This window comes from Jannaschia formosa (genome assembly GCF_003340555.1).
Lineage (GTDB): Bacteria > Pseudomonadota > Alphaproteobacteria > Rhodobacterales > Rhodobacteraceae > Jannaschia > Jannaschia formosa.
Genome location: NZ_QPLJ01000017.1, coordinates 1 through 12,187, shown reverse-complemented (window position 1 = coordinate 12,187; position 12,187 = coordinate 1). Strand labels below are relative to the sequence as shown.

General features: G+C 69.7%; 10 protein-coding genes and 1 pseudogene. 3 read left to right on the top strand and 8 right to left on the bottom strand.

What is annotated here, in order from left to right; all coding sequences use genetic code 11:
- Window positions 1-5: 5 nt before the first annotated feature.
- The 5 genes from DR046_RS15865 to DR046_RS15845 all read right to left on the bottom strand — a co-directional run bounded on the left by DR046_RS15865 (window position 6) and on the right by DR046_RS15845 (window position 7,297).
- The gene (locus DR046_RS15865) at window positions 6-887 is read right to left on the bottom strand and encodes an ABC transporter permease (protein ID WP_115383372.1); all 882 of its coding nucleotides are present in this window, start codon (window positions 885-887) and stop codon (window positions 6-8) included.
- A 21-nt stretch (window positions 888-908) separates the two neighbouring features.
- Window positions 909-1,859, bottom strand: a complete 951-nt coding sequence (locus DR046_RS15860; protein WP_115383371.1) for an ABC transporter permease — start codon at window positions 1,857-1,859, stop codon at window positions 909-911.
- A gap of 77 nt (window positions 1,860-1,936) precedes the next feature.
- Window positions 1,937-3,598 carry a peptide ABC transporter substrate-binding protein gene (locus DR046_RS15855; protein ID WP_115383370.1) on the bottom strand — a complete coding sequence of 554 codons (1,662 nt, stop codon included), beginning with the start codon at window positions 3,596-3,598 and terminating at the stop codon, window positions 1,937-1,939.
- A 26-nt stretch (window positions 3,599-3,624) separates the two neighbouring features.
- Complete coding sequence (locus DR046_RS15850; protein ID WP_115383369.1) at window positions 3,625-5,313, bottom strand: dipeptide ABC transporter ATP-binding protein; 1,689 nt, start codon at window positions 5,311-5,313, stop codon at window positions 3,625-3,627.
- Window positions 5,314-5,833: 520 nt separating this feature from the next.
- Window positions 5,834-7,297: an aldehyde dehydrogenase family protein gene (locus DR046_RS15845; protein ID WP_115383368.1), complete on the bottom strand. Its 1,464-nt coding sequence runs from the start codon at window positions 7,295-7,297 to the stop codon at window positions 5,834-5,836.
- 283 nt (window positions 7,298-7,580) lie between these two features.
- On the opposite strand from DR046_RS15845, the gene DR046_RS15840 reads away from it, so the two are divergent.
- The 3 genes from DR046_RS15840 to DR046_RS15830 are packed head-to-tail and all read left to right on the top strand — an operon-like array spanning window position 7,581 to window position 10,392.
- Window positions 7,581-8,594: an ABC transporter substrate-binding protein gene (locus DR046_RS15840; RefSeq protein WP_115383367.1), complete on the top strand. Its 1,014-nt coding sequence runs from the start codon at window positions 7,581-7,583 to the stop codon at window positions 8,592-8,594.
- Window positions 8,591-9,631 carry a FecCD family ABC transporter permease gene (locus tag DR046_RS15835; protein WP_115383366.1) on the top strand — a complete coding sequence of 347 codons (1,041 nt, stop codon included), beginning with the start codon at window positions 8,591-8,593 and terminating at the stop codon, window positions 9,629-9,631. Before DR046_RS15840 ends, DR046_RS15835 begins: the two co-directional genes overlap by 4 nt.
- Window positions 9,628-10,392: an ABC transporter ATP-binding protein gene (locus tag DR046_RS15830; protein ID WP_115383365.1), complete on the top strand. Its 765-nt coding sequence runs from the start codon at window positions 9,628-9,630 to the stop codon at window positions 10,390-10,392. The genes DR046_RS15835 and DR046_RS15830 overlap by 4 nt, the downstream gene beginning before the upstream one ends.
- Here the strand turns inward: DR046_RS15830 and DR046_RS23285 are convergent.
- The 3 genes and pseudogenes from DR046_RS23285 to DR046_RS23725 all read right to left on the bottom strand — a co-directional run.
- Window positions 10,379-10,684 carry a hypothetical protein gene (locus DR046_RS23285; protein WP_135227315.1) on the bottom strand — a complete coding sequence of 102 codons (306 nt, stop codon included), beginning with the start codon at window positions 10,682-10,684 and terminating at the stop codon, window positions 10,379-10,381. The genes DR046_RS15830 and DR046_RS23285 overlap by 14 nt on opposite strands.
- A 125-nt stretch (window positions 10,685-10,809) precedes the next feature.
- Window positions 10,810-11,740 (bottom strand): annotated as a pseudogene (locus DR046_RS15825) (IS5 family transposase).
- A gap of 250 nt (window positions 11,741-11,990) precedes the next feature.
- Window positions 11,991-12,187: hypothetical protein (locus DR046_RS23725; protein ID WP_167767143.1), on the bottom strand; the 197-nt coding region annotated here is incomplete at its 5' end.

Genomic DNA, 12,187 nt, shown 5'->3' with positions numbered 1-12,187 from the left:
CGACCTCAGAAGCTGTCGTTGCGGACGTCGAGCGCGTCGCGCAGCCCGTCGCCGATGAAGTTGAAGCTGGTGACGGCGACGGTGATGGCGGCGCCGGGGACGACGGCGAGCCAGGGGGCCGAGCCGAGATATTGCTGCGCGCCGTTGAGCATGTTGCCCCAGCTGGGCAGCGGCGGCTGGATGCCGAAGCCAAGGAAGCTGATATAGGCCTCGAGCAGAATCGCCCGGGCGACGGTCAGTGTGGCGGCGACGATGATCGGGCCCATGCAGTTGGGCAGGATCTCCCGGAACATGATATGCGCGCGGCCCAGCCCCAGCATCCGGCCGGCCAGCACGAACTCCCGCTCCTTCAGGGAGCGGACCTCGGCCTCGACGATGCGGGCGACCTCCATCCAGCCGGTCAGCGCGATGATGACGGTGATCATGATCGGGCTGGGCTTGAGCGCGACGGCCAGCGCCAGCAGCAGGAAGATCGTCGGGAAGGACAGGAACCCGTCGACGAGCCGCATCAGGACCGCGTTGACCGTGCGCCCGCCATAGCCCGCGACGACGCCGATCAGCGTGCCGAGGACCGTCGCCAGCAGCATCGCGAAGAAGCCGACCAGAAGCGAGATCCGCCCCGCCATCAGAAGCCGCGCGGCGACGTCGCGGCCGAGCGGATCGGTCCCGAGATAATGGCCGCCCGTCAGCGGCGGGGCGAACCGCGCGAGCAGGTCGATATGGAGCGAGTCGTAAGGCAGCAGATAGGGACCGATCCCGCAGGCCAGCGTCAGCAGCGTGATCATCACCAGCCCCAGAAGCGCGAGCCGGTGGCCGAAGAACCGCTGCACGACGCGGCTGTGCCACCAGCGGGGAAGGGGCGTCGTGTCGATGTCGGTCGAAGCCATAAGGGGGTCCTCCTTGCGGGATCAGGCCAGGCGGATGCGGGGATCGACCAGGGCGACGGTGATGTCGGCGACGAGGTTGGCGACGATGGTCAGCAGCGCCGAGAACATCAGCAGCCCCATCACGACCGGATAGTCGCTGTAGCCGAGGCTATCGAGGAACAGCCGCCCCATGCCGGGCCAGGTGAACACCGTCTCGGTCACCAGCGCGCCGGTGAGCAGCGATGGAACCTGCACCCCCGCCAGCGTGATCATCGGCAGAAGCGCGTTGCCGACGACGTGCTTCATGACCACGCGCCGCTCGGACAGGCCCTTGGCGCGGGCGGTCTTGACGAAGTCCTGGCTGATCGCGTCGAGGGTCGCGCCGCGCATGAAGCGGCTCCAGATCGCGATGTGGACGAGGGCCAGCACGACCGAGGGCATGATCAGGTGGTGCAGGTAGTTCAGCACCGACCCGTCGCCGATCGTGTACATGTTCCCGGCCGGAAGCCAGTCGAGCCGGAGCGAGAAGACGTAGATGCCGATCAGGCCGAACCAGAAGGTCGGGATCGACAGGGCGATCATCGCGCCGACGGTCGCGACGTAGTCGAAGCCGGAATAGCGGTGCGTGGCGCCGCGGATGCCGATCCAGGTGCCGACGGCCACGGCGATCACCGTCGAGGATCCCATCAGCAGCAGCGTCGCCGGAACGTGCCGCGCGATCACCTGGATCACCGGGCTTCCGTCACGGAACGAGGTGCCCCAGTCCCCGCTCAGAAGCCCCCAGGCCCAGTCGAGATACTGCACGTAGAGCGGCCGGTTCAGCCCCAGCTGCTCCGAGATGCGCGCGATATCTGCCTGGGTCATGCCGGGGTCGAGCGCATATTGCGAGAGCGGGCCGCCCGGCATCAGGTTGAGCACGGTGAAGCCGATGATCGACACGATCACGAGCAGGGCCGCGCTCTGCAGCAGGCGGCTGAACAGGAAGGCGGCCATGGGCGTCTCCGGTCAGGAGGGGAGGGAGGGGCCGCCGCCCGCCGCGCAAGGCGGGCGGGCGGCGGCGGTGCGCGACGTCAGTTCCAGTACCAGCCCGCGGCGTTCCAGGACTCGGTCCGGGTGTTGGCGTTCGGCTCGAACCCCGCCATCCCGGCCTTGTGGCCGTAGACGTTGGTGTAGAGGAACAGCGGCAGGAACGGCAGGTCCTCGCGGATGATCGCCTGCACCTCCTGGTAGATCTCCTTGCGCCGCTCGATGTCGAAGGTTCGCGCGCCTTCCTCGAGCAGCGCGTCGACCTCGGGATTCGAGTATTGCGCGTTGTTCGAGCCGGCCCCGCCCTGCGCCGCGATGGCCTTGCTGTGGAAGCGGTTGGTCACGTCCGGGTCGGCGCCGATCAGGTAGGTGATGCCGACCATGGCCGTGTCGAACTGGGACTGGCCCCAGAACTCGCCCCACATCACGGCGGGCGGCAGGTTCTCGATCGTCATCTCCACGCCGATCTGGCCGAAGGTCTGCTGGATGAACTGCTGCGCCTGCTCGCGCAGGTGGGCGCCGGTGGTCGTCGAGTTGCTGAAGCTCAGCCGCACGCCGTCCTTCTGGCGGATGCCGTCGGGCCCGGGAACCCAGCCGGCCTCGTCCAGAAGCCGGGCGGCTTCCTCGAGGTCGAACTCGTGCTCGGGCAGGGTCGGGTTGTAGTAGGCCGAGGTCGGCGGCATGAAGGTCTCGATTTCGCTCGGCACCCCGAAGTAGAGGATGTCGATGATCGACTTGCGGTCGATCGCCTTGTAGAGCGCCTCGCGCACCGCCTTGTCCTGAAACTGCGGCAGCGCCTGGTTGAGGTAGATCGACTCGACCGTGGCGCGCGGGACCAGCGTCACCTCGCGATCCTCGAGCGTCCTCGCCTCCTCATAGTTGTCGGGCGTGATGTAGGCCTGACCCACGAGGTCGATCTCGCCGCTGCGGAACTGGGTGTAGAGCACCGTCATGTCGGGGATGTACTTGAACACCAGCTGTTCGACGTAGGGCCCGTCGCCGTGATAGTCGGGATTGGCCACCAGCGTGAGGTTGTCGCCGGGCTGACGCTCGCCCCACTTGAACGCGCCGGTGCCGACGGGCGCCTGGTTGAACGCCGCCTCGTTGGGATCCTCGGCCGCGCCCAGGATGTGCTCGGGCAGGATGAAGGTCTCGGTCAGGAACGACATGTAGGGCGCGAAGGGCTCCTCCATGCGCCAGGTGATCTCGGTCGGCGAGACGACCTCGATGTCGCGCACGAGGTCGTGGCCGGTGGTGCGCCAGGCGCGGAACGCGGGATCGGTGATCAGCTCCAGCGTGAACTTCACGTCCTCGGCGGTGAAGGGCTCGCCGTCGTGCCACGTGACGTCGTCGCGCAGCTTGATGCGCCATTCCAGCCCGTCCTCGGACAGGCCGCCATTCTCGACCGTCGGCACCTCGGCGGCGAGGTTCGGGACGATCTCGCCCTCCGGCGTGATGCGGAACAGCGCGTCGAACAGCGAGAAGGCGACCCCGTCGTCCACCTCGATATGCGGCATCAGCGGGTTGAAGACCGTCGGCTCCTGCGAGAGGCCGACGACGATGCGGCCGGTCGGCTCCGCGGGCTGGGCGAGGGCGGGCTGGCCGAGGAGATTGGGCGCGAGCAGGCCGATCGCCCCGCCGGCCGTCATCATCCGCAACGTGGCGCGCCGGGTGAGGGCCGGGCCTGTCCTGTGTGCTTTGGTCATGTCGTTTTCCCTATCGTGGCTGTGGGTCATGCTCTCGCGGCGGTCTCGGCCGCCGTCCTGGTCTGTTCGCCGAAATGTTCCCCCGGGATCGCCGCCACCAGTTCCCGCGTGTAGTCCGCCTCGGGGTGGAAGAAGATCCGCGAGGGGCGGCCGAACTCGACGATCCGGCCCTTCTGCATCACCGCGATCTCGTCGCAGATCTGGCTCGCGACGCGCAGGTCATGGGTGATGAAGATCATCGCGACGCCGGTCTCGCGCTGGATCCCGTCGAGCAGTTCGAGGATCTGCGCCTGGATCGAGACGTCGAGCGCCGACACCGCCTCGTCCGCGACGAGAAGCTCGGGCTTGAACATGAGCGCGCGGGCGATGCCGATGCGCTGGCGCTGGCCGCCCGAGAACTCGTGCGGATAGCGCTCGAAGGCGCGGGCATCGAGGCCGACGAGGTCCAGCAGCGCCTTCGCCTCGTCCCGTGCCCGGGCCGCCCTGGTCCCGTGCGCGATCGGGCCGACGGTGAGGATCGTGCCGATGGTCATCCGCGGGTTCAGCGAGGCGAAGGGATCCTGGAAGATCATCTGGATCTTCGGCCTGAGGCCGCGGAACTCCGCGTCCGACAGGGCCGCGATGTCGCGGTCCCCGAACAGGATTTCGCCGGAGTCGACCTCCATCAGCCGGATCAGCAGCCGTCCCAGCGAGGACTTGCCCGATCCGCTCTCGCCGACGATCCCGAGGGTGCGGCCGGGCCAGACGTCGAAGGTGACGTCCTGCACCGCAGGCACGACGCGCTGCGTGCCGAAGAGGGCGCTGCCGCTGCGATAGGTCTTCACGAGGTTCCGCACCCGGAGGACCGGCTCGGCCTTGGCGGGCGCACCGGCCCCGGCCGCGCGCGGCCGGTCCTCGGCCCGCAGGTGCGGCACGGCGGCGATCAGGCGTTGCGTGTAGGGATGGTCGGGCGACTTCAGCACCTTCTCCGCGTCGCCGCGTTCGACCACATGGCCCTTCTCCATCACGACGACGCTGTCGGCGATCTCGGCCACGACGCCGAAATCATGGGTGATGAACAGGACGCTCATGCCCTTGCGGCGCTGGATCTCGCGGATCAGCGCCAGGATCTGGGCCTGCGTCGTCACGTCGAGCGCGGTCGTCGGCTCGTCGGCGATCAGGACCGTCGGCTCGAGCGCGAGCGCCATGGCGATCATCACGCGCTGACGCTGGCCGCCCGACAGGCGGAACGGGTACTGGTGATACATCAGCGCGGGCTCGGGCAGGCCGACCTCCGTGAGCAGCGCGATCGCCCGCTCGCGGCGGGTGCCAGGCGTGCCGATCCCGTGCGCGGCCATGGTCTCGTCGATCTGCGCGCCGACGGTCATCAGCGGGTTCAGCGCCGAGAGCGGGTCCTGGAAGATCATCGCCACGACCTGGCCCCGCAGGCGGCGCAGCTCCTCCGGGGCGATGCCGACGATCTCGCGCCCTTCCAGAGTGATCGATCCGGCGCTGGTCTGCATCACCTTGGGCAGCAGCCCCATGACGGTATTGGCCGTGACGGACTTGCCCGACCCGGATTCGCCGATCACGCAGAGGATCTGGCCGCGAGGCAGGTCGAAGGAAATGTCCTCGATGGCGTGGCGCCGTTCCATGCCGTCGGGCAGGCGCACGGTCAGCCCGCGGACCGACAGGGCGATGGCGGGGGCGGATGCGGATTGACCTCCGGCGACCATGGGCTCCGTCTCCTCTGCGCTCCGGATCGGGCCGACGCGCGCGTCGTCGGGCCGGGAGGCTGGCTGGGGGCGGTCCGGAGGCCCCGCCCCGAACGGGAGGGGCGACACGGGCCGCCGTTTCACCGAGCTTGACGGGTCTGCCGCGGCGATGGTGTCGTTTCGCGGAGGCGACGCAGCAGGAAACGCCGTCCTTGCGTCAACGTCAGGCATATTCTTCGGGCGCGGCGCCGCCGCGCGCCCCGGGCCTCGTCGGACGGGATCAATCTTCGGCGCGGACATGGATCCTCCCTCTCGCTTCCAGCGCGCGCCGGGCACCCGGAACGGCCGGCGTCGGGTCGATGGCGGAAAGGTCTGTCATGGCGGCTCCTGTCGGGACGGGGGCCTCGCTTGCGGGCCTTCTCTCCCGTCCACCGTGACGCCCCGGACGAAGCGTCGGATGCCGATTTCCCCGCTTGCGCGGCGGATGATGACGACCGGGCGCCATGCGACGGACGAATCTGCCGGGCCGGGCGGCACGGCTTTACCCCTCGGCGAAGAAGCCCAGCACGGACTTCACCTCGAGATATTCCAGCATCCCTTCCCGCCCGAACTCGCGCCCGTTCCCGGACTGGCGATAGCCGCCGAACGGCGCGTGCGGGTCGAAGGCCGGATAGTCGAGATGGACCTGACCCGCGCGGATGCGTTGCGCGACCGCGCGCACGAGATCCCGGTCGCGCCCCTGCACATGGGCGCCGAGCCCGTAGACGGTGTCGTTGGCGATGGCCACGGCCTCCTCGACGTCGTCATAGGGGAGGATGCAGAGGACAGGGCCGAAGATCTCTTCCTGCGCGATGCGCATGTCGCTGCGGACGTCCGAGAAGACCGTGGGCCGCGCGAAATAGCCCCGGTCCAGCCCCTCCGGGCGGCCCGGTCCTCCGGCGACGAGCCGCGCGCCTTCAGCGATCCCCATCCCGATCATCGCCTGGACTCGGTCGAACTGCGCCCGGTTGGCGATCGCGCCATGGGTCACGGCGGGGTCCAGCGGGTCGCCGACGACCATCTCGCCGACGGCCCGGGCGGCGATGGCCTCGATCTCGGCCAGAGCATCGCGCGGCACGATCATCCGGGTCGGAGCGCTGCAGGACTGGCCGAGGTTGCGCATCCCGGCAGCCACGCCCAGCGTCACGGCTCGTTCCAGATCCGCGTCGGGCAGGATGACGTTCGGAGACTTGCCGCCCAGCTCCTGCGCGACCCGCTTGACCGTGTCCGCGGCCGCCTTGGCGACGGCGACGCCTGCGCGGGTCGATCCGGTGATCGAGATCATGTCGACATCCGGATGCGCGGCCAGGGCCGCGCCGACGTCCGGCCCGTCCCCCTGCACGAGGTTGAAGACGCCGGCAGGCAGCCCCGCCTCGCAGGCCAGATCGGCGAGAAGCAGCGCGCTCAGCGGGGCCAGCTCGCTCGGCTTCAGGACCACGGTGCAGCCCGCCGCCAGCGCCGGGGCGAGCTTGGCCGTGATCTGGTAGAGCGGCCAGTTCCACGGCGTGATCAGCCCGCAGACGCCGATGGGTTCATGCGCGATCGCCGTCGTCCCGCGCCGCGTCAGGAAGGCGAAGTCCCTCAGCACCTCGCAGGCGGTCCGCAGATGGGCGATGGCGAACGGCACCTGCGCGGCCCGCGCGTAGGACCGCGCGGCGCCCATCTCCAGCGTCACGCAACCGGCCAGCAGGTCCGCCCGGTCCTCCATGAGCTCTGCGAGGCGCGCGAGCGCCGCGGCGCGCTCGCCCGGCGCGCGCGCGCTCCAGCCGGGGAAGGCCGCCCGCGCGGCGGCGACGGCCGCGCCGACGTCCCGCGCATCGCCCAGCGGGATGCGGCAGGTCTCGGCCTCCGTCGCGGGATCGACGACCGCGCAGGAAGCGGCGCCCCGCGGCGCGACCCACTCGCCCGCGATGAGGAAGCGGTCCAGATGGCCCGTGCGGGCGAGGTGATCGAGCGGCGCGGACATCAACTTTCCCCTGAGGCGGCACGTTCTGTCCCGTGATGGACCCGGGGCGACGGAGTGGGATGCCGAAGCTCCCCGTCCCGTCGGCAGGATCGCCTGTCCCCGGACGCGGAGGGGGCAGGTTCTTGCGCCGGGACCGTCGGGCAGGATGTTCCTCCGAAGGCGCGCGGAACGCTGCGACGGGACGCGCGAAGCCGCCGCGATATTCCCGACTAAAATACTCTTGTTTATCCCCGCGCCCGCGGATAGGCGGGCGGCGCAATCCCGGACAGACGAGGACGATCCGATGACGAGCGGCAACATTCTTGCGGTGACGGCCGCGGCGGTCGCGGGCATCGCCGCCACCGGCCTCCGGGCCGAGGCGGTGACCTACCCGCTCGAGATCGAGAATTGCGGGCAGGTCGTGACCTTCGACGGGCCGCCGCAGAACGCGGTCGCGCTCGGGCAGAACAGCGCCGAGATCCTCTACATGCTGGGGCTGGAGGACCGGATGGCGGCCACGGCTTTCTGGCCGAACGACGTCCTGCCGGAGCTGGAGGCCGCGCATGCGCAGGTCGAGCTTCTGTCCGTGGAGTTCCCGACGCTGGAGTCGATCCTGTCCACGCAGCCCGACTTCGTCTCGGCGATGCTGGTGACGCTGCTTGGCCCCGACAGCCGGGTGGCGAAGCGCGAGGATTTCCACGCGCTCGGCATTCCCACCTATCTTTCGCCGAGCGCCTGCACGACCGCCGACACCGCCGGCGACGCCTATGGCAGCCGGGACGCGCTCTGGAGCATGGACCTGCTCTACCGGGAGATCGAGGACCTGTCGCGGATCTTCGACGTGGCCGACCGGGGTGACGCGCTCATCGAAGACTTCAAGGCCCGCGAGGCGGCGCTGCGCGCGCGGTTCGCCGAGGACGAGGACCTTACCTTCCTCTTCTGGTTCTCCAGCCCCTCGCCATCGGACGACGCCTATCTGGGCGGCGGCAACGGGCCGTCGGGCTATATCGCGGACTTGCTCGGCGGCTCGAACGCGGTGCGGACCGAGGCGGAATGGCCGACGCTCGGCTGGGAGGGCATCCTCGCCGCCGACCCGACCGTGTTCGTCGCCGCGCAGGTCGACCGCGAGCGGTGGGAGCTGGACGAGGCGGGCAACAAGGTCGCCTTTCTCGAGTCCGACCCGACCGTGAGCCAGATGGAGGCCGTCCGGGAAGGCCGCATCGTCGTGATGAGCGGCGCGGCGATGAACCCGAGCATCCGCACGCTCTACGGCGCCGAAGAGGTGGCCGAACAGCTCGAGGCGCTCGATCTGCCGTGACGGCGACGGCCGACACCGGGGGCGGGCCTGCGCGGCTCGCCCTGCTGCTCGTCCTGTCGGGGGCCGTGCTCGTCCTCTGCGTCGCGCTCGCGACTGCCATCGGCGACTACCGCATCGGGCTCGGGACGGTGTTCCTGGCCGTGACCAACGAGCTCGGCCTGACAGGGGCCGAGATTCCAGCGATCGAGCAGAGCGTCGTCTGGGACCTGCGGCTCAGCCGGGCGCTGGTCGCGGCGCTGGCGGGGGCGGGGCTGGCGATCTGCGGCGCGATCCTCCAGGCGCTGCTGCGCAACGCGCTGGCCGAACCCTTCGTGCTGGGCGTGTCGGCGGGCGCCTCGACCGGCGCGGTCTGCGTGATCGTGCTGGGAATCGGGGCAGGGGGGCTTTCGCTTTCGGCCGGAGCCTTCGCGGGGGCCTTCGCGGCCTTCGGGCTGGTCGCGCTGCTGTCGAACGGTGCGACGAGCGGGCCGAACCACACGATCCTGGCGGGCGTGGCGGCGTCGCAGCTCTTCAACGCGCTGACCTCCTATATCGTGACCACCTCGGGCAACGCGCAGCAGGCGCGGGACGTGATGTTCTGGCTGCTGGGCAGCTTCGGCGGAGTGCGATGGCCGGATTTCCAGCTGCTTCTGGTCGTCGTGGTCCTCGGCCTCGCGGTCTGCATCTGGATGGCGCGCGCGCTCGACGCCTTCACCTTCGGCGACGAGGACGCGGCCTCGCTCGGCGTGCCGGTGGGGCGCATCCGGCTGGTGCTGTTCGCGGTGACGGCGATGGTGACGGCGACGATCGTCAGCATGGTCGGCGCGATCGGCTTCGTCGGGCTCGTGGTGCCGCATGCCGCCCGCTACGTCGTGGGGCCGATGCATCTGCGGCTTCTGCCGGCCTGCGCCGTCGTCGGCGCGGTGTTCATGGTGCTGGCCGACATCGCCTCGCGGGTGATCGTGGCGCAGCAGACCATCCCCATCGGCGTCGTGACCGCCCTGGTCGGCGTGCCCTTCTTCGCCGTCATCCTCTACCGCGCGCGGCCGCAGGCATGAGCGTCGTCGCCGAAAGCCTCACCTGGGGGGTCCGGCGCCGGACCATCGTCTCGGACGTGTCGCTCTCGGTCGCGCCGGGCGAGACGCTGGGGCTGATCGGCCCGAACGGATCGGGGAAGTCGTCACTGCTGCGGCTTCTGGCAGGCCTCCGGCGCCCGCAGTCGGGCCGCGTCACGATCAACGGGCGCGATATCGCGGGCGTCGGGCGTCGGGTGCTGTCGCGCGAGGTGGCCTTCGTTCAGCAGAGCGCCGCGACGGACACCAACGTCTCCGTCCTCGACGTCGTGCGGCTGGGCCGGACGCCGCATCGCTCGGCCCTCGCCGGCTGGTCGGCGGAGGACGAGGCGGCGGTCGCGCGCGCCCTCGCCCGCGTCGACATGGCCGGCCACCGGGCGCAGCCCTGGCAGACCCTGTCGGGCGGCGAGCGCCAGCGCGTCCACATCGCGCGCGCCCTCGCCCAGTCGCCGCGCGTGATGTTCCTCGACGAGCCGACCAACCATCTCGACATTCACCACCAGATCGAGATCCTGCGCATGGTGCGCGACCTCGACCTGACGAGCGTCGTGGCGCTGCACGACCTGAACCTCGCGGCGATGTTCTGCGACCGGATCGTGGTGCTGCGCGGCGGCTCGGTCGTCACCGCGGGCACGCCCGAGGCGGTGCTGACCGAGGGGCTGCTGCGCGACGTCTTCCGCGTCGAGGCGGGCATCGGCCGCTCCCCGCATCACGGGCGCCCGCACATCCAGTTCATCCCGGGCTGACGCGCCGCACCGGACGGGGCTGGCCGCCTCTACTGGGCGAGGTGCGCCGGAAGGCGTCTTCCTCGGCCGATCCTGTGACGGTGCGAGGAGAGGGGGCGAAACCGGCGGCGGTGCGGGCGCGTGCCCTGTGTGGACTCAACTTTGGTTGCGACACGTCCCCCGTCTTTCGCGTGATCCGTTCCATCTCTGCGGCGAAGGCCTCGGCCGGGGTCGCGTAGCCGAGGCGCTTGCGCGGCGTGCCGTTGAGCCTGGCGCAGAGCTTCGCGAGGCCGTCCTTGGCCAGGTCCGCCACCGGCGTCTCAAAGGGGAGCCAGCGCCGGACCCGGCCGTTCGCATTCTCCACCGCGCCTTTCTGATGCGGTGGGCGTTGTTGCGCAACTCTGGCCTGAGGCGTGACTGCCCCTTTCCCCACTGACGTCATGCCACATGGACGATCTCGGCGGTGCCGAGGGCGTTGAAGCGGTTCGTGAGGGCGATGCGGATGTGGATTTTGACGGTCTGGCGGTCCGGGTCTCTCGCCATGATGCGTTCGCCGAAGGATTTCAGGCAGCGCATCTTCGCCTCGATGCGGCTGCGGGCGTGGTATCCCGTCTAGCGTTTCCAGAACGCCCGACGGTGGTGCCGTGTGGCGCGCATTGTCTCGTTTCTGGCGCGTGCAGCCGGGCAGTCTTCCTTCCAGAGACGTCCATTCCTGCGGATCGGCATGATCGCGGTGCCCTGCCGGTCGACGATGGCGGTGTGGCAGCGGCGCGTGTCATGGGCGCCATCGGCGGTCACGGTGCCGATCTGTTCGTCGGTCGGGATCTGCCCAAGGAGGTCCGGCAGCACGGGGCTGTCGCCGTCGCGGCTTAGGGTGAATCCCACAGCGCGGATGTCGGATGTGGCCGGGTCCATGGCCAGATGGACCTTGCGCCATTGGCGCCGCCCCTGCACCCCGTGCTTGCGGCCTGCCATTCTCCATCGCCGAGGAACTTGATGCCCGTGCTGTCGACCAGCAGGTTCAGCGGCCCGTCGGCACGACGATAGGGATCTGCACGGCCAGGGTCTTCTGCCGGCGGCACAGCGTAGAGAAGTCGGGTACCGGCCAGTCCAGCCCCGCCAGCTTCAGCAGGCTCGCCACCATCCCGGCAGTCTGGCGCAGCGGCAGCTTGAACAGGATCTTGATCGACAGGCAGTACTGTATCGCCGCATCGGAAAACACCGCTGGCCGTCCGGGCCGACCGTCAGGCATCGCGCGCCAGGCCATGTCCTTGTCCAGCCAGATCAGCAGGGCCCCCCGCTTGCGCAGCGACGCGTTGTAGCTGGACCAATTCGTCGTGCGGTAGCGTGCGGGTGATGGCTTGCTCATGCGGCACGTCTAACGGCATGGATTCACGAAGTGAATCCTCTAGCGACAGACTTGTGCAACAACGCCGCCTGAACAGGTCGATCCTGGACGCGGCCCCGGCCGCGTTCGTGAACATGCTCCGGTACAAAGCGGAAGAGCACGCGCTTGAAACGGACACCCGGCCGGGACGCTCGGGGATCAGGCGGAAGCCTGATCCGAAACCCCCTCCAGGCGAACGCATTGGTGGGGGAGGTTCATCGTGGCGGACAGGTCAGGCCCAGTAGAGATCCTCGTAATCGATACGCGTTCCCGGCGTAAGGAAGACCACGTCCTCCAGGACGTCGTCACCGTCGCGGTCCAGGCTGATGACGCCCCTGGCCCGGTCGTAGCCCGCCTCCCCGGATGCGAGCAGCGCTTCGACCGTGGCCGCGGGGATCCGCCGGATGTCGATGGTGCCGTCGCCGCTGC